The following is a 22,482-nucleotide window of genomic DNA, read 5'->3' on the forward strand; positions in this document are numbered from 1 at the left end:
TGTCCGGGCCGGAGCATGTCGGCGGGGGTCGTCGGGGCTCGGGGTGGAACGCGAACAGGGCCCCTACGACGGTGTCGTAGGGGCCCTGTTCCTGTTCCGAGCCGTCAGCTCGGAACGTTATTAGTCGTTGCGCTTCCAGCGCGGCTTGTCGTCGCGGCGGCCGAAGGAGGAACCGCCGGTCGAACCGGAGCCGGAGGGACGGTTGTCGTCACGACGGCCGTACGGGCGGTCGCCGCCCGAGGGGCGGTCGTCGCGGCGGAAGCCACCACCGGACGGACGGTCACCGCCACCGGAGCGGAAGCCGCCACCGGTCGGACGGTCGCCACCGGAACGGAAGCCACCGGACGGACGGTCGTCGCGGCGGAAGCCGCCACGGTCGCCACCGCGGTCGTCACGGTTGAAGCCACCGGTCGGGCGGTCGCCACCGGAGCGGAAGCCGCCACGGTCGCCACCACGGTCGTCACGGTTGAAACCACCCGAGGGGCGGTCGTCGCGGCGGAAGCCACCACCGGACGGACGGTCACCGCCACCGGAGCGGAAGCCGCCACCGGTCGGACGGTCGCCACCCGAGCGGAAGCCACCGGAGGGACGGTCGCCACCGGAGCGGAAGCCGCCACGGTCGCCACCGCGGTCGTCACGGTTGAAACCACCGGACGGACGGTCGTCGCGACGGAAGCCACCACCGGTCGGACGGTCGCCACCCGAGCGGAAGCCGCCGGTCGGACGGTCGCCACCGGAGCGGAAGCCGCCACGGTCGCCACCGCGGTCGCCACGGTCGTCGCGGCGGAAGCCGCCACGGTCGCCGCCACGGTCACCACGGTCGTCGCGACGGTTGTCGCGGCGCTCGAAGTTGCCACGCTCGTCACGGCTCTGGAACGCGGGGCGCTCCTCGGCGACCGGCGCGGCCGCGACGGCAGCCGCGACCTCGGCCTCGGCGGCCTCGGCCACCTCGGCAACAGCGGCCTCCGGGTCCTCGCCGCGCTCACGCGCGGAGCGGGCGACCAGGCGGTCGGCCTCCTCGCGCAGTTCGCCGGCACGGCGCGTCAGGCGCTCCAGCTGCTTGGTGAGGTCGGCGACCTCGCGCTCGGCCTGCTTCGCGGCGTTGTTCGCGGAGTCGGCCTGAACCTGGGTCAGCGAACGCGCACCGGTGATCTCGGCGACCTCCGGGTCGAAGGCGCCGACACCCTGGACGATGTGGCGCGAGGCGTCCACGCCCGCGTCCTCCATCAGGCGGAAGATCTGGCGACGCTGGTGCGGAAGCGCCAGGGAGACCACGACACCGGACTTGCCGGCGCGGGCGGTACGGCCCGAGCGGTGCAGGTAGTCCTTGTGGTCGCCGGCCGGGTCCACGTTCAGGACCAGGTCGATGCCGTCGACGTGGATGCCGCGGGCGGCGACGTCGGTGGCGACGAGCGCGTTGACGTAGCCGTCCTTGAAGTCGGCGAGGACGCGGGTACGGGCACCCTGCGTCATGCCGCCGTGCAGCGCGTCGGCCTTCACGCCGGACTCGATGAGCTGCTCGGCGATGCGGTCGGCGCCCAGCTGGGTGCGGACGAAGATGATGGTGCGGCCCTTGCGGGAGGCGATGGCGGCCGTGACCGGCGCCTTGTCCTTCGGCTTCACGACGAGGACGTGGTGCGTCATGGTCGAGACGTTGCCCTGCGCGCTGTCGACCTCGTGCGTGACGGGGTTGGTCAGGTAGCGCTTGACCAGGGTGCCGATCTCGTTCTCCATGGTGGCGGAGAAGAGCATGCGCTGGCCGCCGCCGGGGATCTGGTCGAGCAGCTCGGTGACCTCGGGCAGGAAGCCCAGGTCGGCCATCTGGTCGGCCTCGTCGAGAACGGCGACCTCGACGTTCGCCAGGGAGCAGGCGCCGCGGTTGATGATGTCGCGCAGGCGGCCCGGGGTGGCGACGAGGACGTCGACACCGCGCTCCAGAGCGAAGATCTGGTTGCTCATGGAGGTACCGCCGCAGACGACCTTCATCTTCAGGCCGAGCACGTCGCCGTAGGGCTGGAGGGCGTCCGCGACCTGCATCGCGAGCTCACGCGTCGGCGTCAGGATGATCGCGCGGGGCTTCTTCTTCTCGGTGTGGCCACCGGCCAGGCGGGCCAGGGTGGGCAGACCGAAGGAGAGGGTCTTGCCGGAGCCGGTGCGGCCACGGCCGAGGATGTCCTTGCCGGCCAGGGCGTCCGGGATGGTCGCGGCCTGGATCGGGAAGGGGGCGGTGACGCCGTTCTGGGCGAGCTTGCGCACGATCCCGTCGGGCAGACCGAGGTCGCCGAAGGTCATGGTGGGCTCGGCGTCGGCGTCGTCGGCCGCAGCCTCGTCGTCGAAGTCGGTGGTGTCGGTGTCGATGGTGGAGTCCTCGAAGGACTCGCCGGTCGTCACGTCGGCCTCAAGAGCCTCGATGATCTCGTCGGCGACTACGGCCTCGATGGCCTCGGTGACCGCAAGGGTCTCGGCGTCGACGATCTCGTTGGAGATGTTCTCGGGCATGACGGAACGGTCAGAACTGGAAATGGACATGCGAAATGCGAAACCTTCCGGAGTCTCGGCACGCGCCCAAACTCCGTGAATCGCAAATCGACCGCCTCAATGCGGTCAGCCACGGTTGGGGAGAGTACGCGCCACGCGGCGCTCTTCGGAGTCGGCGCCGGGCAATGGGATCAAACGATCTATAACCATACGCACCCTCCCCGGGGTCTGGCAAGTCGCTCCCCCGAACACGCCTCTGACCTGCACAAACACCAACGGGGAGGGCGGCGGCCACCAGCAGGACGGGGGCGCGCGGACGACGGAACGCGCCGCCCCGGGGGCTCCTACTGCCCCCCTGGCGCCCCGCTCGGATCCGGCGACGGAACCACCGGACTAGGTGTGGGTTGCGTCACTGGCGGAGTCGAGGCCGACGGAGCCGGGGTCGGCGGCTGCGGGCTCGGAGAGGGCGGCTGCCCGCCCCCGGAGCCACCCGCTCCGGCAGAGCCTCCCGCCCCGCCGGAGCCCGACCCGGAGCCTCCGCCCGAGGGCTGCTGGCCGCTCTGACCGCCCGCGCCCCCGCCCGGCCCCGCCGAGGGCGAGGGAGCCCCGGGAGGGCCCGCCGGGGCTCCCGGGCTGGGGGAGGCCCCGGGCGCGCCGGAGGCCTTGCCGGGCTCCCCGGCCTTGCCCTCCTGGTTCCCCGCGACGTCCTTCGAGCCGTGGCCGCCGCCGTGCGCCCCGGCGCCCTTCCCGGACGAGGACCCGCCGGACTTCCCGCTCTGGATGCCCGCCGAGGAGGAGGGCCCCGGCTTCGCGGCGTCCTCGCCGACGCTCATGCAGCCGGCCGTGGAGGCCGTCGCCGCCACCGCGAGCGCGGCGACGACCAGCCGGAGGGGGCGGCGCGAGGGGCGGCGGAAGCGGAGGGAAGCGGACAACTGGCGCACGGGGCACCTCCGGAACACAGAACAAGAGTCCGCAGTGAGCGGGTCAATGTGCCCAACTCCCTTTGCCCCGTAAGAGACACGCCCCAGTGCCGAGCGGGGCCGCGCCCCGTCAGGCGAACAGCTGTCCCGCCACCTGGTAGCCGAGCGTGACCCCGCCGAGCCCGACCAGCACCGACGCCGCCACATTGGCTGCGGCGAGGAACTTCCAGCCCCGCTCGGCCAGCCGCAGCGTCTCGTAGGAGAAGGTCGAGTACGTGCTCAGCGCCCCGCACAGCCCGGTGCCGATCAGCAGGTTCAGCCGCGAGGAGGCGGCCCCGTCCAGCACCGCGCCGGCCAGCGCCCCCAGCACCAGGGAGGCGGTCGCGTTCACCACGAAGGTCCCCCACGGGAACACCGAGTCGTGGCGCACCTGCACCGCGCGGTCCGTCAGGTACCGCAGCGGCGCCCCCACGGCCGCACCCGCCATGACGGTCAGCCAGTTCAGCCAGCTCACCCGCGCCCCCGCACCCGCGACCGCCCGCGTCCGCGAGCGCGGCCGTCACCGACCGCGTACCGGGTGACCGTGGCCGCCGCCCACACCGCGCCCATCGCCCCGACGACCGTGAGCCCGGCGTACGCCAGCGCGGTACCGGCCTCCCCGTCGTCCAGCAGGTGCGCGAAATCCACCGCGTAGGTGGAGAAGGTCGTGAACCCGCCGAGCACCCCGACCCCCGCGAAGGGGCGCACCAGCGGATGCGGAGCCGTCCGCCCGCCCTCGCTGATCAGCACCATCAGGACGCCGATCAGCGCGCAGCCGGTCACGTTGATCCAGAAGGTCGCCCACGGGAATTCCCCGGGCGCGGCCGGCCACAGCAGGGAGATCCCGTACCGCGCCGAGGCGCCCACGGCGCCGCCCGCCGCCACCGCCGCGAGCACCCGCCCCCGGGGTTCGGCGCGCTGCGCGGGCACATGGAGGTCGACGTCCGGGTCGATGGCCTCGGCGCCCTCGGCCGGCCGGGTCACCGGCGCTCCGCCGTCGGCCGGATCACCGGTGCGGCTCCGCACGTCTCGTCACCGGGCCATTCTCGCGCGCCGCGCCCTAAGCCGTCTCTTTCGGGCCCTCCGGAACGGGCGGCCGTCCCGGAGAATGGGCGTGTGCTGGAGATGACGCGTGACGCGTTCGAAGAGCTGGTGGCCGAGGCGCTGGACTCGATCCCCGAGGAGCTGACCCGGGTCATGGACAACGTGGCCGTCTTCGTGGAGGACGAGCCCGCCGCCGACGACCCCGAACTGCTCGGCCTCTACGAGGGGACCCCGCTCACCGAGCGCGGCGAGTGGTACGCCGGGGTGCTGCCCGACCGGATCTCGATCTACATGGGCCCGACCTTGCGGATGTGCGAGAGCCCGCAGGAGGTGGTCCAGGAGGTGGCCGTGACCGTGGTCCACGAGATCGCCCACCACTTCGGCATCGACGACGAGCGGCTCCACGAACTCGGCTGGGGCTGACCTGCGGGTCCCCCGGAGCGCCGCTGACCCGCCCGCGGAAACCGTTTTGGCGAACGCCGCCGGGATCCCATATGCTTCTCACGTCCCCGACGCACTCGAGAGTGCACGGCGGGCCTTTAGCCCTCATCGTCTAGTGGCCCAGGACGCCGCCCTTTCAAGGCGGTAGCACGGGTTCGAATCCCGTTGGGGGTACGCATTACCGTGTGCGAGACTTGTTCTCGCACATTGCAAGGACCTGTGGAGCAGTTGGTTAGCTCGCCACCCTGTCAAGGTGGAGGTCGCGGGTTCAAGTCCCGTCAGGTTCGCTGAGACCGGAAACGGTTTCGTGGCTGGGTAGCTCAGTTGGTACGAGCGATCGCCTGAAAAGCGATAGGTCGCCGGTTCGACCCCGGCCCCAGCCACCAGAGAATCGAGAAGGCCCCGTCCATCGGACGGGGCCTTCTTGCGTTACTCCTCCCCTACGGTGACCTCCGCGGCCTCCGCGCGCGCCCTGCGGCGCCACTGCGCCAGCCCGACGCCCGCCGCCGCCAGGACGACCAGGCCGAGCAGCGCCCAGTCCGGGACCGCGTCCGCGACGGACTGCACCCGCTGCTCCACCGCGAACGAGTCGTCCACGTCCAGCAGACCCGGCAGTGCGCTCGCCCCGTCGTAGATCAGGAACAGCGCGCCGAGCAGGACGAAGAACAGGCCCGACGCGAGCGAGGTCGTGTGCAGTTCGAAGCGGCCGACCGAGAAGGTCCGGCCGCGCAGCCAGCGGCGGCGGCCGAGGTCGAAGCGCTCCCAGAGCAGCGCCAGCAGGAACAGCGGCACCGCCATGCCCAGCGCGTACACCGCCAGCAGCAGGCCCCCGTAGACGGGGCTGCCGCTGACCGCCGCCACCGTCAGGACGCTGCCGAGGATCGGGCCGGCGCAGAATCCGGCGAGCCCGTAGACCGCGCCGAGCGCGTACACCGACAGGGCGGTCGTCGGCCGGATCCTCCCGGACAGCTCCGAGATCCGCTTCGAGGCGAAGCCGAGTCCCAGGATCTGCGCGAGCCCGAGCGCGATGATCAGCCAGCCGCCGAACAGCACCAGCCCGTCCCGGTTGCTGTGGAAGAACCGCCCGGCGTACGAACCGGCCGCGCCCAGCGGTACGAGGGTGCTCGCGAGGCCCGCGTAGAAGATCCCGGTCCGGGCCAGCAGCCGCGAGGTGGAATCGATGGAGTAGGCGAAGAAGGCGGGCAGGAGCAGTGCGCTGCACGGGCTGAGCAGCGCGAGGAGGCCGCCCAGCAGGGCGGCCAGGTATCCGATGTCGGTCACTTCGAGCCCGCCCCGGCCTGCGGCTGCGCCTGGGCCTGCGCCTTGGCCTTGGCGATGGCGGCGGTGAAGGCGTCCATGGGCTGGGCTCCGGCGATGGGCTGCCCGTTGATCAGGAAGGAGGGGGTGGAGGTGACGCCGATGCGGTAGCCCTCCTCCTGGTCCTTGCGCAGGGCGGCGGAGGCCTGCTCCCCGGCCATGTCCTTCTTGAAGCGCTCCAGGTCCGGGACCCCGGCCTGCTGCGCCAGCTCCTCCAGCCGGGCCTCGCCGAAGCCCTTGTCCTTGGAGCCCTCGGCGTACGCGGCGGCGTGGAACTGCGCGAAGCGGTCCTGCTGCCCGGCCGCCCAGGCGGCCTTGGCGGCGGCCTCGGAGTCGGCGCCGAAGATCGGGAAGTTGCGCCACTCGATCCGCAGGGTGCCGTCCTCGACGTACTTCTTCATCAGCTCGGGCTCGGTGTCGCGGGCGAACTTCCCGCAGTAGCCGCACTTGAAGTCGGAGTACTCGATCAGGACCACGGGCGCGTCGGCGCGGCCGACGGCGAGCTTGTCGCCGGACTCGCGGCGGGCGAGCGCCTTCAGCTCCGCGTGGGCGTCGGAGGCCTGCGGCGCGGAGGCCGAGGAGGACTTGGCGGGGCTCTCGCCGGGCGCGGTGGCCTGCCAGGACACGATGCCGAGGGTGACCGCGGCGACGGCGACCCCGGCGGAGATCAGCAGGGGCTTGCGGGAGGAGGAGGGCTTACGGGGGGACGAGGGCATGCGGATGCTCCAGAGCTGCGTAAAAGAGGGGTACGGCGGACCGGGCGGGCTGCGACCGGTCCTCCTAGACCCGCATCACGGAGAGCTCCAGGGCGGAGGGCGCCGGCCGCTCGGGCCCGCGTACGAGGACCCGTAGGGGTGTCGCCCGCCCGTCCCAGGCCCGCTCCGCCCCGACCCGCGCGGGCGGCACGTGCCCCTGTTCCCCGGCTCCGCGCGGCGGCGCGGCGGGCAGCGGCCCCCGCTCCGGCGACCCGGGGGCACAGGCGGGCCCCCGACTGTCCGCCTCCGCGGCCCCGAACACGACGGCCGCGGCGGAGACCGCTGCCGGACCGGCCTGGACCGGGGCGGCGTGAGCCGAGACGGCGTGTGCCTGAGCCGAGGCGGCCTGAGCCGGAGCGGCCTGAGCCACCGCCGGAGCGGCACAGACCAGCAGCACCGCGAGCACGGCGCCGAGCAGGAGCCGCAACCCACGGGCTCCTCGGGCGGCGCGGGCGCGGAACATGGCGGGCCTCTCACTCGGACGGCGGGTCGCTTCAGGGGATCTCGTCCCGAAATGGTACGGGGAGGGTGCACAAATGCGTTCGCCACCCGGCACCTGCGGGTGAGATCCTCGACCAGGTATGTCTACTTCCTTCGCCGCCCTGCAGACGCTTCTCGGTGAGATCAACCTCCGTGACGCGCACCGCCTCGGCCGCCGCCTCGAAGGCGCCCGCCGTATCCGCAAGCCCGAGGCCAAGCAGGCCGTACTCGACGAGATCGCCGCGGAGGCCGAAAAGGCCGCCGCGCGACTGGCCGGGCGCGCCTCGCGGATGCCGGAGGTCACGTATCCCGAGAACCTTCCCGTCAGCCAGAAGAAGGACGAGATCGCCGAGGCGATACGCGACCACCAGGTCGTGATCGTCGCGGGCGAGACCGGCTCCGGCAAGACCACGCAGATCCCCAAGATCTGCATGGAGCTGGGGCGCGGCGTCCGGGGGATGATCGGCCACACCCAGCCCCGCCGGATCGCGGCCCGCACGGTCGCGGAGCGCATCGCGGAGGAGCTGAAGTCCGAGATCGGGCAGACGGTCGGCTGGAAGGTCCGGTTCACCGACCAGGTGGACCAGGACGCGACCTTCGTGAAGCTGATGACGGACGGCATCCTGCTCGCCGAGATCCAGACGGACCGCGAGCTGCGCGCGTACGACACGATCATCATCGACGAGGCCCACGAGCGGTCGCTGAACATCGACTTCCTGCTCGGCTACCTCGCCACGCTGCTGCCCAAGCGCCCCGACCTCAAGGTCATCATCACCTCGGCGACGATCGACCCGCAGCGCTTCTCACGGCACTTCGGAGACGCCCCGATCGTCGAGGTCAGCGGCCGGACGTACCCCGTCGAGGTCCGGTACCGCCCGCTCCTCGAAGACGATTCCGAGGACTCCGACCGCGACCAGATCACCGCGATCTGCGAGGCCGTGGACGAGCTCCAGGCGGAGGGGCCGGGCGACATCCTGGTCTTCCTCTCCGGCGAGCGCGAGATCCGCGACACGGCGGACGCGCTGGAGAAGCGCAAGCTGCGCCTGACCGAGGTGCTCCCCCTCTACGCGCGCCTCTCGCACGCCGAGCAGCACCGGGTCTTCCAGCAGCACACCGGCCGGCGGATCGTCCTCGCGACCAACGTCGCCGAGACCTCGCTGACCGTCCCCGGCATCAAGTACGTGATCGACCCGGGCACCGCGCGCATCTCCCGCTACAGCCACCGCACCAAGGTCCAGCGGCTGCCCATCGAGCGGATCTCGCAGGCCAGCGCCAACCAGCGCAAGGGCCGCTGCGGCCGCACCTCGGACGGCATCTGCATCCGCCTCTACTCCGAGGACGACTTCGTCACCCGTCCGGAGTTCACGGACGCCGAGATCCTGCGCACGAACCTGGCCTCCGTCATCCTCCAGATGACCGCGGCCGGCCTCGGCGAGATCGAGAAGTTCCCCTTCATCGACCCGCCGGACCACCGCAACATCCGCGACGGCGTCCAGCTCCTCCAGGAGCTCGGGGCCCTCGATCCGGCGGAGAAGGACCACAAGAAGCGGCTCACGCCGATGGGCCGCCAGCTCTCCCAGCTCCCCGTGGACCCCCGCCTGGCCCGCATGGTGGTGGAGGCGGACAAGAACAACTGCGTCCGCGAGGTCATGGTCATCGCGGCGGCCCTGTCCATCCAGGACCCGCGCGAGCGGCCCTCGGACAAGCAGACCCAGGCCGACCAGAACCACGCCCGCTTCAAGGACGAGACGAGCGACTTCCTCTCGTTCCTGAACATGTGGCGCTACGTGCGCGAGCAGCAGAAGGAACGCGGCTCGTCCTCCTTCCGCCGGATGTGCAAGCAGGAGTACCTGAACTTCCTGCGGATCCGCGAATGGCAGGACATCTATTCGCAGCTGCGTACGGTCGCCAAGACCATGGGCATCCACGTCAACGAGGCCGATGCCCCGGAGACGAGCGTGCACATCTCGCTGCTGGCCGGCCTGCTGTCGCACATCGGGCTCAAGGACACCGACAAGAACGAGTACCTGGGGGCCCGGTCCGCCAAGTTCGCGATCTTCCCCGGCTCCTCGCTCTTCAAGAAGCAGCCCAAGTTCCTGATGTCGGCGGAACTGGTGGAGACCTCGCGGCTGTGGGCCCGGGTCAACGCCAAGGTGGAGCCGGAGTGGGTGGAGCCGCTCGCCCAGCACCTGATCAAGCGCACCTACAGCGAGCCGCACTGGGAGAAGGACCAGGCGGCCGTCATGGCGTACGAGAAGGTCACCCTGTACGGGGTCCCGATCGTCGCGCAGCGGAAGATCAACTACGGCCGGATCGACGCCGAGGTCTCGCGCGAACTGTTCATTCGCAACGCCCTGGTCGAGGGCGACTGGCGGACCCACCACAAGTTCTACGCCGACAACCGCAAGCTCCTCACCGAGGTGGAGGAGCTGGAGAACCGGGCCCGGCGCCGCGACATCGTGGTCGACGACGAGACGCTCTTCGACTTCTACGACCAGCGGATCCCCGAACACGTCGTCTCCGGCGCGCACTTCGACTCGTGGTGGAAGCACAAGAAGCGCGACGAGCCCGAACTGCTCGACTTCGAGCGCGAGATGCTGCTGACGGAGAAGGCGGCCGGGGTCACCAAGGCCGACTATCCGGACTCCTGGCACCAGGGCCGGCTGAAGTTCCGGGTGACCTACCAGTTCGAGCCGGGCGCGGACGCGGACGGCGTGACCGTCCACATCCCGCTCCAGGTGCTGAACCAGGTCACGGACGAGGGCTTCGACTGGCAGATCCCGGGCCTGCGGGAAGAGGTGGTCACCGAGCTGATCCGGTCCCTCCCGAAGCCGATCCGCCGGCACTACGTGCCCGCCCCGAACTTCGCGACGCGGTTCCTGGCCACCGCGCACCCGCTGCAGGAGCCCCTGCACGTGACGCTGGCCCGGGAGCTCCAGCGGATGGTCGGGGTCCCGGTCAGCGCCGAGGACTTCGACCTGACCCGGATCCCCGACCACCTGAAGATCACCTTCCGGATCGTCGACGAGCGCCGCAAGAACCTCGCCGAAGCCAAGGACCTGGAGGCCCTGCGGCTCCAGCTCAAGCCCAAGGCCCGCCAGGCCCTCTCGCAGGCCGCCGCGGCCACCGCCGAGCGCGAGGGCGGGGAGTCGGTGGAGAAGACCGGGCTGACGGACTGGACGATCGGCACGCTGACCAAGGTCTTCGAGACCCGGCGGGCCGGTCAGCCGGTGAAGGCGTTCCCGGCGCTCGTGGACGCCGGTACGAGCGTCTCCGTACGCCTCTTCGACACCGAGGCGGAGCAGCAGCAGGCGATGCGGCTCGGCACCCGGCGGCTGATCCTGCTCAACATCACGGTGAACCCGGCGAAGTTCGCCTCGGACCACCTGAGCAACCAGCAGAAGCTGGCGCTGTCGCGCAATCCGCACGGCTCCATCCAGGCGCTGTTCGACGACTGCGCCACCGCGGCGGCCGACCACCTGATCGCGCGGCACGGCGGACCGGCGTGGGACGAGGCGGGCTTCCGGAAGCTCTACGAGGCCGTGCGGACCGACCTGGTGGACACGACCGTACGGACGATCACGCAGGTGCAGCAGGTGCTGGCCGCCTGGCAGGCCTGTGAACGCCGCCTGAAGACCACGGCCAGCCTCGCCCTGGTGGCCAACGTCCAGGACGCCAAGACGCAGCTCGCGGCCCTCATGCCGGCCGGCTTCGTCACGCTGACCGGACTGCGCCGGCTGCCGGACCTGATGCGCTACCTGGTGGCCGTCGACCGGCGGCTCCAGCAGATGCCCACGGGGGTCCAGCGCGACACCACGCGCATGGAGAAGGTCCACGAGATGCGGGACGAGTACCTGTGGCTGCTGGAGCAGTTGCCCAAGGGCCGACCGGTCCCGACGGCGGTCACGGACATCCGCTGGATGATCGAGGAACTGCGGGTCAGCTACTTCGCGCACGCCCTCGGAACGGCGTATCCGATCTCCGACAAACGCATCGTGAAGGCGGTCGACGCGGCCGCCCCGGGACCTGCCCGCTGATCGGGTTCGACTGCACCCCCTGAGCTGCGGTACAGTCTGATTCGTAGCCGCCCAGCGGCTGCAAATCGAGGACCTGTGGAGCAGTTGGTTAGCTCGCCACCCTGTCAAGGTGGAGGTCGCGGGTTCAAGTCCCGTCAGGTTCGCAGTGACATCAGGGCCCGCATCCCCCAGGGATGCGGGCCCTGATGCGTTTCCGGGGGCGCACCCCGGCACCCCCGCAAACCCGGGAAGCTCGGGAAGCCCGGGAAGTGCATCGGCGCGAACCCGCCCCTCGGGGCCGCCCGAACGCCCCCCGGGGTCACCGGAACCCCGCACGACGCCCCCAAGAGCCCCTGAGGGGCCGCCAGAGGGCTTCACGGGCCACCTTCTGGATCACCGAAGGGTGTGCCGCCCACGGGGTCCGGAGGGGCGGAAATATCCCCCGTCCGCAGGATGCGCTCTGCGCCGGACATCCCCTTACGGGGTGCATTGCCGGATGTACAAGAGTGATCACCTGTGACGGGAGTCACCACATGAGTTTTTGAGACGCAGGCTTTTATCGGACCCCTACGCCTGCTCGATTTAATATGTGTAATTGCACCCACCCCGGCCGGCCCCGCACGCACGTACGACAGGACCCTGACCAGGGCATAAAAAAGATCGCGCTGGACCCGGCGGAGTCCAGCGCGATCGAACGACTGGGAACCTGTTGGGGCAGGTCCGGTCGTTTGAAGCTATGTGGGGCTCATCGGATTGGGGGACCCGATATAGACCCGGCAATAAGTTGTGCTGCGGAACCTCAGGCCTCGCTGCGCTGCTGCGGAATTCCCGCAAGCAGTGCGCGGACCTCAGCCTCGCGGTAACGGCGGTGTCCACCCAGGGTGCGGATGGACGTGAGCTTGCCAGCCTTGGCCCAGCGAGTGACCGTCTTCGGGTCCACGCGGAACATCGTGGCAACCTCAGCCGGGGTCAGCAGCGGCTCGGCATCAGGGGTGCGAGCGGTCATGAGCGGCCTCCTCGGGAGAACCGAACCATCTCGGTTCTTTCCTCTAAATTCTGCACCTTGGCCCACGTTGCCCGAAATGGACATACGCGGGCCGAGTCGGTTATAGGACGAACGGCTTGTCCTCGGCACTACAACTACACCATCCGTCCAGCCTCGACGGCCAAACCGATGGAATTGCCCTCCGAGGTGTTCATCAGCGGCGGAAGCCGATGGACCGTCCCATAACGGACAGTCACCCCACTGTGACGATCAGTCACAGAGCGATCAGGAGTCGTCAGACCCCCCGTAGAGTGCAATGCCGAGCATTCCGCCCTTAGTTGGACGGAAGGAACCCTCCCCGGACTCCTTGTCCTATTTTGGCACGAGGGTAGGGGAAGGGCGCAAGGGTGTAGAAAGTGCGGTCCGTCACGCTTGGGCCAATGGCCCGTATCGGGACGTAGGTCCCGGAACAAAGACCCAAAAGAGGGCATCACGGTCCTGAGCTGCCGGTTCACCGGCGCGCTCCGCCGATCGGCCGATGGACACCCGGGCCCCGACCCGCTACCCGGACCGAAAACCGTGCCCGCCGGATTTCGCCCTAGTTCGCGAAGAGTCTCTCCCGGACCGCCCGCCACCGCTCCGCCAGGACCCCGTACGTCTCCGCCGCCCCGTCCCGGTCCCCGGCCCGCAGCGCCGCGATGCCCGCCGCCAGGTCCCGGGCCGAGTGGTCGACCGCCAGCCGCTCGGCCGGCAGCGCGTGCGGCAGGCCGCCGTAGTCCAGCTCCACCATCGAGCGCGGGTGGAACTCCTCCAGCCAGCTCCCGACCTCCACCAGCCCCTCGGCGAGCATCCCGTACCCCTCCGCCTCGCGCAGGGTCCGCAGCGCCCGCGCCAGGCGGCGCCGCGCCTGCACCATCGGCGTCCGGTAGCGCAGCCGCTCGCCGGGCACGTACTCCCGCTCCTCGTCGGCCACCAGCACGAACCAGCGCAGCGGCACCTGCCACACCCCGGTACGGATCCACGGGCGCGCGTCGGGGTTCCGCCCGCGCCAGGCCTCGTACTCCTCGGTGGTCCGGCGCCGGGTCACCGCGGGCAGGACGGCGTCGAGGACCGAGGGCGGGAACTCGGCCGACAGCTCCTCCAGCGCCAGCCAGCCGCGCAGCCGGGTGCGCCACGGGCAGACCAGCAGCACCCCGTCCACCTCGGCGGTGAAGGCGTCCGCGCTCTCGTGCGCCGGGACCCCGACCACGGGGACCCGTACCAAGTTCACCAGCGACCGGCGCAGTTCGTCCTGGGCGGTCGCCGTGGTCCCGCGCCGGGCGTAGTCGGCCCAGTGGGTGCGCTCGGGCTCCGGGAAAGCGGCCAGGGGCTCGTAGACGCGCAGGTACGAGGCGTACGGGACGGTCGGTGTCGAACGTGCGGAGGGCAGCCGGGGCTCGGGGGATTCGCTCACGCTCTCGTCCTCCCCCGCGGCGCGCACCGGTACTCCGTACCCCCGTGAGTGTTCCGATCCCCGGACCGGGAGGATCGCCGGGGCCCACAGGTCTTACGCTGCTCCCAGCACGCCCTCCCCCACCCGCAGGGCGGGCGTCTTTTCCGCCGCATCTCTTCCATGGGAGTCACCACCGTGACCGAAATGACCGACGGCGTCCTGCACACCCTGTTCCGTTCGGAACAGGGTGGCCACGAGCAAGTCGTGCTGTGCCAGGACCGAGCCTCCGGCCTCAAGGCCGTCATCGCGATCCACTCCACCGCCCTGGGCCCCGCCCTCGGCGGCACCCGCTTCCACGCGTACGCCTCGGACGAGGAAGCCGTCCGTGACGCGCTGAACCTCGCGCGCGGCATGTCGTACAAGAACGCGCTCGCCGGGCTCGACCTCGGCGGCGGCAAGGCCGTCATCATCGGCGACCCGGACGTCCTGAAGTCCGAGGAACTGCTGCTGGCCTACGGCCGGTTCGTGGAGTCCCTCGGCGGCCGCTACGTGACCGCCTGCGACGTCGGCACCTACGTGGCCGACATGGACGTCGTGGCCCGCGAGACCCGCTGGGCCACCGGCCGCTCCCCCGAGAACGGCGGCGCCGGCGACTCCTCGGTCCTCACCGCCTTCGGCGTCTTCCAGGGCATGCGCGCCAGCGCCCAGCACCTGTGGGGCGACCCGACCCTGCGCGGCCGCAAGGTCGGCGTGGCGGGCGTGGGCAAGGTGGGCCACCACCTGGTCGAGCACCTGCTGGAGGACGGCGCCGAGGTCGTGATCACGGACGTGCGCGAGGAATCCGTGTCGCGGATCCTCGAGAAGCACGCCACCGGCAAGTACGCGGGCCGGGTCACCGCCGTCGCCGACACCGAGGCGCTGATCCGCGTGGAGGGCCTGGACATCTACGCCCCCTGCGCGCTGGGCGGCGCCCTGAACGACGCCTCGGTGCCGGTCCTGACCGCGAAGGTGGTGTGCGGCGCGGCGAACAACCAGCTCGCGCACCCGGGTGTGGAGAAGGACCTCGCGGACCGCGGGATCCTCTACGCGCCGGACTACGTGATCAACGCGGGCGGGGTCATCCAGGTCGCGGACGAGCTCCACGGCTTCGACTTCGACCGCTGCAAGGCGAAGGCGTCGAAGATCTTCGACACCACGCTGGAGATCTTCGCACGTGCGAAGGCAGACGGGATCCCGCCGGCCGCCGCCGCCGACCGGATCGCCGAGCAGCGCATGTCGGAGGCCCTCGCCGCGCGCACGGCCGCCCGCAGCGCCGCGCTCACCGCCTGATCCACACCAGGTCCCTGCGGGGGTCCCCACGGGCGTCCTTATCGGGCTCTTACCAGGGGCTTCCGGGGTGTCCGCCGGGGCGCGGCGAGACGGAACTCACTGCGCTTCGGCGGGTCGCCCGTCAGGAAAGGGCTAAAATCGCAGCTGACCAGCGAGGACGGGGCGCCTTGTTGGTACTGCACCGGGGCGCGTCATGCGGGCGACGTACCGTATGGCCGCGGAAGCAGGTACCGTTAAACCCCTACGGACGGTCTCTCCACGGAGAGCCCGCTCCGAACCATGAACGCGTGTCAGACTCTGGGGCCGTCGAGCCCCGTCACCGAGGGGGTCGAGCCATGGGGCGCGGCCGGGCAAAGGCCAAGCAGACGAAGGTCGCCCGCCAGCTGAAGTACAGCAGCGGCGGGACTGACTTGTCGCGTCTGGCCAATGAGCTGGGCGCATCGCCGACTGATCCGCCGCTGCCTGTCAGCGTGCCGGTCGAAGTCGATGACGATGACGATCAAGATGAGGACGACCCGTACGCCAAGTACGCGGCGCTCTACAACGACGATGACGAAGAGGACGAGGACGAAGAGTCCGGTCCGTCGGCGCATCGTCGCGGTGCTTGACGCTTTCGCGGTGCGTGACGCTCTCGTGGTGTCTGCACACCAGGTCTGAAACACCGAAACCCGGTCCAGGGCATTGCCCCGGACCGGGTTTCCGTGCTGTCCGCTCGCGCTAGTTCGCGTAGTCACCGGTCATGGTCGCGCCCTCGGCGTGGTCGCCGCGCTCGAGGATCTCGCCCGCGACCCAGGCGTCGACGCCCCGGTCGGCCAGGGCGGTCAGGGCCACGTCCACCGATTCCTGCGGGACCACGGCCATCATGCCGACGCCCATGTTCAGGGTCTTCTCCAGCTCCAGGCGCTCGACCTGCCCGGCCTTGCCGACCAGGTCGAAGATCGCGCCCGGGGCCCAGGTCGAGCGGTCGACCGTGGCGTGCAGGTGGTCCGGGATCACCCGGGCCAGGTTGGCCGCGAGGCCGCCGCCCGTGATGTGGGAGTAGGCGTGCACCTCGGCGGTGCGGGTGAGCGCCATGCAGTCCAGCGAGTAGATCTTGGTGGGCTCCAGGAGCTCCTCGCCGAGGGTCCGGCCGAGCTCCTCCACGTGCTGCTCCAGGGACATCCCGGCGCGGTCGAAGAGGACGTGGCGGACCAGTGAGTACCCGTTCGAGTGAAGACCGGAGGACGCCATCGCGATCACGGCGTCGCCCGTACGGATACGGTCCGCGCCCAGCAGGGCGTCGTACTCGACGACTCCGGTGCCGGCGCCCGCCACGTCGAAGTCCTCCGGGCCCAGCAGGCCCGGGTGCTCGGCGGTCTCGCCGCCGACCAGGGCGCAGCCGGCCAGGACACAGCCCTCGGCGATGCCCTTGACGATGGCCGCGACCCGCTCGGGGTGGACCTTGCCGACGCAGATGTAGTCGGTCATGAAGAGCGGCTCGGCGCCGCAGACGACGATGTCGTCCATGACCATCGCGACCAGGTCGTGGCCGATGGTGTCGTACACGCCCATGCGGCGGGCGATGTCCACCTTGGTGCCGACCCCGTCGGTGGCGGAGGCCAGCAGGGGGCGCTCGTAGCGCTTGAGGGCGGAGGCGTCGAAGAGGCCGGCGAAGCCGCCGAGGCCGCCGAGGACCTCGGGGCGCTGCGTCTTCTTCACCCACTCCTTCATCAGCTCTACGGCGCGGTCTCCCGCATCGATGTCGACGCCCGCGGCTGCGTAGCTGGCACCGGTGGTCTTCTCTGTCATGACAGGAGAGAGCTTTCGTGTCGTTGCTGCGTGTGGTGCGGGGCCCCGGGAGAAGCTTCGAAGACAGGGCCCCGCGCAGGTTGAGCAGGGTGGGCAGGGCACACCGGCCCCAGGGGGACCGGGTGCTCTACGGGGCTGCGAGCCCTACGGGCGCCGGAGCGCGTCGGCGGCGTCCGTACCGCCGGCCAGCTCCGTCTCCAGAAGCTGCTTGCCCAGAAGCTGCGGGTCGGGCAGCTCCATGGGGTACTCGCCGTCGAAGCAGGCACGGCAGAGGTTGGGCTTCTGGATGGTGGTCGCCTCGATCATCGAGTCGAGCGAGATGTACGCGAGGGAGTCCGCGCCCATGGAGGTGGCGATCTCGTCGACGGTCATGCCGTTGGCGATCAGCTCCGCGCGGGTGGCGAAGTCGATGCCGAAGAAGCAGGGCCACTTCACGGGCGGGGAGGAGATCCGGATGTGGATCTCGGCCGCACCGGCCTCGCGGAGCATCTTGACCAGGGCGCGCTGGGTGTTGCCGCGGACGATCGAGTCGTCGACGACCACCAGGCGCTTGCCCCGGATGACTTCCTTGAGGGGGTTCAGCTTCAACCGGATGCCGAGCTGGCGGATCGTCTGCGAGGGCTGGATGAAGGTCCGGCCCACGTAGGCGTTCTTGACCAGGCCGACGCCGTACGGGATCCCGCTGGCCTCGGCGTAACCGACGGCGGCGGGCGTGCCCGATTCCGGCGTCGATATCACCAGGTCGGCCTCGGCCGGGGCTTCCTTGGCCAGGCGCCTGCCCATCTCGACGCGCGAGAGGTAGACGTTGCGGCCGGCGATGTCGGTGTCCGGGCGCGCCAGGTAGACGTACTCGAAGACACAACCCTTGGGCTTTGCTTCCGCGAAGCGAGAGGTCCGCAGACCGTTCTCGTCGATCGCGATGAGCTCACCCGGCTCGACCTCGCGGACGAAGCTGGCGCCGCAGATGTCGAGGGCGGCGGTCTCGCTCGCGACCACCCAGCCGCGGTCGAGGCGGCCGAGGACCAGCGGGCGGATGCCCTGCGGGTCACGGGCGGTGTAGAGCGTTCCCTCGTCCATGAAGACGAGCGAGAAGGCGCCCTTCACCTTCGGGAGGACCTTGGTGGCCGACTCCTCGATGGTCAGGGGCTTGCCGTCGTCGTCCGTCTGGCCGGCCAGCAGGGCGGTGACCAGGTCGGTGTCATTGGTGGCCGCCACCTGGGTGGCGCGGCCGTCCTGACGGGGGAGGTCGGCGACCATTTCGGCGAGCTCGGCGGTGTTCACCAAGTTGCCGTTGTGACCCAGGGCAATGGAGCCGTGGGCGGTCGCACGGAAGGTCGGCTGAGCGTTCTCCCAGACGGAGGCGCCAGTGGTCGAGTAGCGGGCGTGACCGACCGCGATATGACCCTGGAGCGAGCCGAGAGAGGTTTCGTCGAAGACTTGGGAAACGAGGCCCATGTCCTTGAAGACGAGGATCTGGGAACCGTTGCTCACAGCGATGCCCGCGGACTCTTGTCCACGGTGCTGCAATGCATACAGTCCGAAGTAGGTGAGCTTGGCGACCTCTTCACCCGGAGCCCAGACACCGAAGACGCCGCAAGCGTCCTGGGGGCCTTTCTCGCCGGGGAGCAGGTCGTGGTTGAGTCGTCCATCACCACGAGGCACGCCCCCGAGTGTAGGCGAGATCGACCACCGGTCCGAATTGGGGACGCCCGGGAAATGTCACAGCACGGAGGGTGACGTGCGCTCCGCATTGGGTGGCGTCTCGGTATCCGGATGCCCTTGTTGACATCTACAACCGCATTCGGACAGTCTCTCGACCCATGCAGCCTCTCGGTGACCGTTCCGTCACCCTCGTAGAGCGCCGCCACGTAGACCTGGTCCGTGTCGCGAGCGCCATCTGTCGCTGTTCCGCGTAGCCACAACTCTTCCTTCCTCTTTCACATTTCCGCTCCGCCCAGCTCCGCCCTGCCGTGCCGCGCGCCGTCCCGCGCCCGCCCGGGGCGAGTGGGCGAGCCGTGCCCTGGAGTACCTGTGTCTTCGTACGAGAACAAGCTGTCCCGGCGTGCCTTCGGCGGCGCCGTCGGAGCAACCGCCGCCGCCGCGGCCGTGGGGCTCGGCGCCGCCTCGCCGGCCGGGGCGGCCCAGGCGGCCGAGTCCCCCGCCGCCGGGTCGGAGCGGGAGTTCCGGGCCGACCGGGGCCGCCGCTCCCGCCGCCCGAACATCCTGTTCATCCTCGGGGACGACCTCGGCTGGGCCGACCTGTCCTCGTACGGGTCCCCGAACATCAAGACCCCGAACCTGGACAGGCTCGCCCGCCAGGGCGTGCGCTTCACCGACGCCTACTCCGGCTCCGCGACCTGCTCCCCGACCCGCTTCAGCCTGTACACCGGGCGCTACCCGGGCCGCACCAAGGGCGGGCTCGCCGAGCCGATAGCCGACAAGACGGCCGGGCTGGAGCCCACCCACCCCACGCTGGCCTCGCTGCTGCGCGGCTCCGGCTACGCGACCGCGCTGATCGGCAAGTGGCACTGCGGCTACCTGCCCGACTACAGCCCGACCAAGTCCGGCTGGGACGAGTTCTTCGGCAACTTCGGCGGTGCGCTGGAGTACTACTCCAAGCTCGGTCTGGGCGGGGAGTACGACCTCTACGAGGGCGACGCCGAGTACAAGGACCTGCGGTACTACACCCGCATCCTGACCGAGCGGGCGAGCGAGTACGTCTCCCGCGACCACGGGGACAAGCCGTGGCTGCTGAACCTCAACTTCACCACCCCGCACTGGCCGTGGATCGCCGACGGGGACACCGCGGAGAGCGCCGAGGTCGAGCGGCGGATCAAGGCGGGCGACGCACGGGCCCTGTGGCACCAGGACGGCGGCTCGATCGAGAAGTACCGGCAGATGGTGGAGGACCTCGACCGCTCGGTCGGCGAGGTGCTGAAGGCCCTCAAGCGCTCCGGCCAGGAGGAGGACACCCTGGTCTTCTTCTCCAGCGACAACGGCGGCGAGCGCTTCTCCTACAACTGGCCGCTCTCGGGCAACAAGGCCTCCCTCCAGGAGGGCGGGATCCGGGTCCCGAACATCGTGCGCTGGCCGGCCCGGCTGGACGGCGGCCAGGTCAGCCACGTCCCGGTCTTCACCCCGGACTGGACGGCGACCCTGCTGGAACTGGCCGGGGCCCGCGCGAACCCGGCGTACCCGCTGGACGGGGTCAGCCTGGCCGGATACCTGCTGCGGGGCGAGAAGATCGCCGAGCGGAACCTCTTCTGGCGGGTCCGCGGAGAGCGGGCGCTGCGCCGCGGGGACTGGAAGTACTACCGCGGCAAGGCGGGCCGCGACCAGCTCTTCAACCTGGCCGGGGACATCCGCGAACAGGCCGACAGGGCGGCGCTGGAACCGGCCCGGCTGGCCGAGCTGCGGGCGGCCTGGGAGAAGACGGACTCGGGGCTGCTCCCGTACCCGGGCTGATCACCTGTCCCCGGGTCGGTGACGTGGTCCACAGCCTGTGGAAAGCCCCCTCCCATGGATCCCGCGCCCGGGCGGGATCACTCCACGGCCGAGGCCGCCTTCGCGGTGATGCCGGTGCCCGGGGCGACCGCGGTGAGGGTGAGGGTGTCGCCCTGGACCTTCCACGCGAGCGGGCCGCTGCCGAACAGCTCGGTCAGCGCCTGCTCGACCGAGCCCTCGGGGCCCGTGCAGGCCATCCGGGTGGTGGTGAGCGGCCCGAAGGTGAGCGAGTCGCCCGCGACGGTGGCCTTGGCGTTGAACCGGTTGCAGCCGAGGCTGCCGCTCGCGGACCCGTCGGCGGCGAGGGTGAAGCGGGCCCTGCCCTGCGCCCCGGCCGGCAGGGAGCTGGCGGTGCCCCCGCCGATCAGGGAATCCACCGTCCACACGGTGGCGACCAGGGGCGCCTCGGGGGTACCGGACTTCGTGCTCAGGCTGATCACGTTCCCTTCGGCGGCCCCGTGTCCGGGGGCACTGCAGGCCGTGCCCGTGGCGGACAGCGCGAGTACGGCGACCAGGGCGGCGGGGAGCAGACGCGGCGTACGCATGCCGGTGGGACGCGGGCCGGGACGGAGCGGTTCCCGGTCAGCTCATCAGGGGGAGCTGCGCCGAGAGGTCGGCGCGCTCGCCGCTGGCCCTGACCTGGGCCTCCGCCAGCGCCTCGGCCCAGCCGGTGCGGCCGGTGGCGAGCCGGATCCAGGTCAGCGGGTCGGTCTCCACCACGTTCGGCGGGGTGCCGCGGGTGTGCCGGGGGCCCTCGACGCACTGGATCACCGCGAAGGGCGGGACCCGGAACTCCACCGCCCCGCCCGGCGCCTTGATCGCGAGGGCGTCGGCGAGCAGCCGGGTGCAGGCGGCCAGGGCCTGGCGGTCGATCGGGATGTCCAGCCCGGTGGCGCGGCGCAGGTCGTCGGTGTGGACCACGAGCTCGACGGTGCGGGTGACCAGGAAGTCGGCCAGGGTCATGGCCCCGATCCACAGGTCCAGCACCCGGCTGCCGGGGTGCGTCTCGAGGGCCTCGGCCAGGCGGTCGCCGGCCCGGTCGTAGAGCTCGGCGAGGGGAGCGCCCTCCAGGGTCTCCTTGGCCGCCTCGGCGATCTTGCCGGCCAGGGAGGCCGTCGCGAAGGGCCATTCGGCTGCGGGCAGTTCGGCGACGGCGGCGGGCGGCCGGGCGAGGCCGCCGGCCAGCGAGTCGGCGATCCACGCGATGTGCGCGGCGAGTTCGGCGACGGACCAGTCCCCGACCCCGCTCGGCCGGGCGAGCTGTTCGGGGTCCAACCCCCGTACAGCATCCCGGACATGGCCGAACTGCGCGAGGACGGCCGCGCGGGTCCGGGCGGGGTCGTAGGTGCGCGGCTTCTTCTTGGCGGGAGGCATGGGGCCGACCCTACGCCGCCCGGGATCCGGCCGCCGTCAGACCTTCGGGGCCGCAGGCAGGGTGGTCTCGCAGCCGGCCTTCGCCGCCGCGCGCAGGGCCGCCTCGCGGGCCAGTCCCGACAGGAAACCGGGCCTGCCGCGGCCCGGGGAGTCGCCCTCGGTGGCGGCGGTCGCCCGCAGGGCGGTCACTCCGCCGGACCTGGCGGGGTCGGCGCACCGCGCGATCGCCACGACGCTGCGGGCGTCGTAGTCGAACCGGCTCCCGCCCGGTTGGGCGTCCTTGGAGGCCTCCACCTTGAGGGAGGCGAACTCCTCCATCTGCTCCTGGCCCTCGAACGTCACCGCACGCAGCAGCACACACGCCTGGTCCGCCGAGGCGCCCGCCTCCACCCTGGGCATGCCGAACCCCATCACCGCATCCGGATCGACCAGTCCCTGACAGTTCTCGATGATCTCCGCCCGGCTCCGCGCGCGGTCCCCGGAGTTGTCGTAGAGGAACCAGCCGCCCACCCCCACGGCGGCCACGATCACCGGTATCCCGACCCCGAGGAGCCATCGGCCCCGACTCTGCGCCATCTGC

19 protein-coding genes and 4 tRNA genes are annotated in these 22,482 nt (G+C 71.0%); 10 read left to right on the plus strand and 13 right to left on the minus strand.

Translation table 11 applies throughout. The features are described from left to right. Positions 1-120: 120 nt before the first annotated feature. The 3 genes from OHU74_RS16870 to OHU74_RS16880 form a co-directional block, all read right to left on the minus strand. Positions 121-2,529, minus strand: a complete 2,409-nt coding sequence (locus tag OHU74_RS16870) for a DEAD/DEAH box helicase (RefSeq protein ID WP_371616670.1) — start codon at positions 2,527-2,529, stop codon at positions 121-123. A gap of 999 nt (positions 2,530-3,528) precedes the next feature. Beyond that, a complete protein-coding gene (locus OHU74_RS16875) occupies positions 3,529-3,903 on the minus strand; it encodes a CrcB family protein (RefSeq protein WP_371619715.1) in 375 nt (124 codons plus the stop codon). Between the two features lie 5 nt (positions 3,904-3,908). Beyond that, positions 3,909-4,421: a CrcB family protein gene (locus tag OHU74_RS16880; RefSeq protein ID WP_371619716.1), complete on the minus strand. Its 513-nt coding sequence runs from the start codon at positions 4,419-4,421 to the stop codon at positions 3,909-3,911. 132 nt (positions 4,422-4,553) lie between these two features. Here OHU74_RS16880 and OHU74_RS16885 point away from each other — a divergent pair, with 132 nt between their 5' ends. The 4 genes from OHU74_RS16885 (at position 4,554) to OHU74_RS16900 (ending at position 5,308) form a co-directional block, all read left to right on the plus strand. Beyond that, positions 4,554-4,904, plus strand: a complete 351-nt coding sequence (locus tag OHU74_RS16885) for a metallopeptidase family protein (protein ID WP_330297253.1) — start codon at positions 4,554-4,556, stop codon at positions 4,902-4,904. A gap of 119 nt (positions 4,905-5,023) precedes the next feature. Next, positions 5,024-5,096: transfer RNA gene (locus OHU74_RS16890), tRNA-Glu, on the plus strand. Positions 5,097-5,135: 39 nt separating this feature from the next. Further along, a tRNA-Asp gene (locus tag OHU74_RS16895) sits at positions 5,136-5,209 on the plus strand. Positions 5,210-5,231: 22 nt separating this feature from the next. Next, positions 5,232-5,308: transfer RNA gene (locus OHU74_RS16900), tRNA-Phe, on the plus strand. Positions 5,309-5,351: 43 nt separating this feature from the next. Here the strand turns inward: OHU74_RS16900 and OHU74_RS16905 are convergent. From OHU74_RS16905 to OHU74_RS16915, 3 genes are all read right to left on the minus strand, one after another. Continuing rightward, complete coding sequence (locus tag OHU74_RS16905; RefSeq protein ID WP_371616671.1) at positions 5,352-6,203, minus strand: cytochrome c biogenesis CcdA family protein; 852 nt, start codon at positions 6,201-6,203, stop codon at positions 5,352-5,354. Then, complete coding sequence (locus tag OHU74_RS16910) at positions 6,200-6,955, minus strand: DsbA family protein (RefSeq protein ID WP_371616672.1); 756 nt, start codon at positions 6,953-6,955, stop codon at positions 6,200-6,202. Before OHU74_RS16910 ends, OHU74_RS16905 begins: the two co-directional genes overlap by 4 nt. Positions 6,956-7,019: 64 nt before the next feature. Then, on the minus strand, positions 7,020-7,421 hold the full coding sequence (locus OHU74_RS16915) for a hypothetical protein (protein WP_371616673.1): 402 nt from the start codon (positions 7,419-7,421) through the stop codon (positions 7,020-7,022). Between the two features lie 154 nt (positions 7,422-7,575). On the opposite strand from OHU74_RS16915, the gene hrpA reads away from it, so the two are divergent. Further along, positions 7,576-11,511 (plus strand): ATP-dependent RNA helicase HrpA, encoded by a 3,936-nt coding sequence (gene hrpA, locus OHU74_RS16920; protein WP_371616674.1) that lies wholly within the window; start codon positions 7,576-7,578, stop codon positions 11,509-11,511. A 69-nt stretch (positions 11,512-11,580) separates the two neighbouring features. Continuing rightward, positions 11,581-11,654, plus strand: a tRNA-Asp gene (locus OHU74_RS16925). A gap of 635 nt (positions 11,655-12,289) precedes the next feature. On the opposite strand, the gene bldC is transcribed toward OHU74_RS16925, so the two are convergent. Further along, the gene (gene bldC, locus OHU74_RS16930) at positions 12,290-12,496 is read right to left on the minus strand and encodes a developmental transcriptional regulator BldC (RefSeq protein ID WP_003949541.1); all 207 of its coding nucleotides are present in this window, start codon (positions 12,494-12,496) and stop codon (positions 12,290-12,292) included. Between the two features lie 577 nt (positions 12,497-13,073). Next, positions 13,074-13,928: a hypothetical protein gene (locus OHU74_RS16935; RefSeq protein ID WP_371616675.1), complete on the minus strand. Its 855-nt coding sequence runs from the start codon at positions 13,926-13,928 to the stop codon at positions 13,074-13,076. A gap of 174 nt (positions 13,929-14,102) precedes the next feature. Here OHU74_RS16935 and OHU74_RS16940 point away from each other — a divergent pair, with 174 nt between their 5' ends. Beyond that, positions 14,103-15,236 carry a Leu/Phe/Val dehydrogenase gene (locus OHU74_RS16940; protein ID WP_371616676.1) on the plus strand — a complete coding sequence of 378 codons (1,134 nt, stop codon included), beginning with the start codon at positions 14,103-14,105 and terminating at the stop codon, positions 15,234-15,236. 335 nt (positions 15,237-15,571) lie between these two features. Further along, positions 15,572-15,844, plus strand: coding sequence for a DUF3073 domain-containing protein (locus OHU74_RS16945; RefSeq protein ID WP_112449218.1), 273 nt, complete (start codon positions 15,572-15,574; stop codon positions 15,842-15,844). 109 nt (positions 15,845-15,953) lie between these two features. Here OHU74_RS16945 and purM read toward each other — a convergent pair whose 3' ends face one another. Then, positions 15,954-17,024: a phosphoribosylformylglycinamidine cyclo-ligase gene (purM, locus tag OHU74_RS16950; protein ID WP_371616677.1), complete on the minus strand. Its 1,071-nt coding sequence runs from the start codon at positions 17,022-17,024 to the stop codon at positions 15,954-15,956. Between the two features lie 144 nt (positions 17,025-17,168). Next, positions 17,169-18,686: an amidophosphoribosyltransferase gene (gene purF / locus OHU74_RS16955; RefSeq protein ID WP_330297261.1), complete on the minus strand. Its 1,518-nt coding sequence runs from the start codon at positions 18,684-18,686 to the stop codon at positions 17,169-17,171. A gap of 158 nt (positions 18,687-18,844) precedes the next feature. On the opposite strand from purF, the gene OHU74_RS16960 reads away from it, so the two are divergent. Beyond that, positions 18,845-18,940, plus strand: coding sequence for a putative leader peptide (locus OHU74_RS16960; RefSeq protein ID WP_350325720.1), 96 nt, complete (start codon positions 18,845-18,847; stop codon positions 18,938-18,940). A gap of 115 nt (positions 18,941-19,055) precedes the next feature. Next, positions 19,056-20,489 (plus strand): sulfatase-like hydrolase/transferase, encoded by a 1,434-nt coding sequence (locus OHU74_RS16965; protein ID WP_371616678.1) that lies wholly within the window; start codon positions 19,056-19,058, stop codon positions 20,487-20,489. Between the two features lie 77 nt (positions 20,490-20,566). On the opposite strand, the gene OHU74_RS16970 is transcribed toward OHU74_RS16965, so the two are convergent. The 3 genes from OHU74_RS16970 to OHU74_RS16980 are packed head-to-tail and all read right to left on the minus strand — an operon-like array spanning position 20,567 to position 22,478. Then, positions 20,567-21,073, minus strand: coding sequence for an META domain-containing protein (locus OHU74_RS16970; RefSeq protein WP_371616679.1), 507 nt, complete (start codon positions 21,071-21,073; stop codon positions 20,567-20,569). Positions 21,074-21,110: 37 nt separating this feature from the next. Then, positions 21,111-21,902, minus strand: coding sequence for a sterol carrier family protein (locus tag OHU74_RS16975; RefSeq protein WP_371616680.1), 792 nt, complete (start codon positions 21,900-21,902; stop codon positions 21,111-21,113). 36 nt (positions 21,903-21,938) lie between these two features. Next, positions 21,939-22,478, minus strand: a complete 540-nt coding sequence (locus OHU74_RS16980) for a hypothetical protein (protein WP_371616681.1) — start codon at positions 22,476-22,478, stop codon at positions 21,939-21,941. Between the last annotated feature and the right edge of the window lie 4 nt (positions 22,479-22,482).

Origin of the sequence: Streptomyces sp. NBC_00454 (genome assembly GCF_041434015.1) — a bacterium.
In the GTDB taxonomy this organism is placed as follows: Bacteria; Actinomycetota; Actinomycetes; order Streptomycetales; family Streptomycetaceae; genus Streptomyces.

Excerpts from the sequence above, each read along its gene's own strand:
- OHU74_RS16970 (WP_371616679.1), bottom strand. The coding sequence starts at position 21,073 with ATGCGTACGCCGCGTCTGCTCCCCGCCGCCCTGGTCGCCGTACTCGCG.
- OHU74_RS16975 (WP_371616680.1), bottom strand. The coding sequence starts at position 21,902 with ATGCCTCCCGCCAAGAAGAAGCCGCGCACCTACGACCCCGCCCGGACC.
- bldC (WP_003949541.1), bottom strand. The coding sequence starts at position 12,496 with ATGACCGCTCGCACCCCTGATGCCGAGCCGCTGCTGACCCCGGCTGAG.
- OHU74_RS16910 (WP_371616672.1), bottom strand. The coding sequence starts at position 6,955 with ATGCCCTCGTCCCCCCGTAAGCCCTCCTCCTCCCGCAAGCCCCTGCTG.
- OHU74_RS16945 (WP_112449218.1), top strand. The coding sequence starts at position 15,572 with ATGGGGCGCGGCCGGGCAAAGGCCAAGCAGACGAAGGTCGCCCGCCAG.
- OHU74_RS16980 (WP_371616681.1), bottom strand. The coding sequence starts at position 22,478 with ATGGCGCAGAGTCGGGGCCGATGGCTCCTCGGGGTCGGGATACCGGTG.
- hrpA (WP_371616674.1), top strand. The coding sequence starts at position 7,576 with ATGTCTACTTCCTTCGCCGCCCTGCAGACGCTTCTCGGTGAGATCAAC.
- OHU74_RS16870 (WP_371616670.1), bottom strand. The coding sequence starts at position 2,529 with ATGTCCATTTCCAGTTCTGACCGTTCCGTCATGCCCGAGAACATCTCC.
- OHU74_RS16960 (WP_350325720.1), top strand. The coding sequence starts at position 18,845 with ATGCAGCCTCTCGGTGACCGTTCCGTCACCCTCGTAGAGCGCCGCCAC.
- purM (WP_371616677.1), bottom strand. The coding sequence starts at position 17,024 with ATGACAGAGAAGACCACCGGTGCCAGCTACGCAGCCGCGGGCGTCGAC.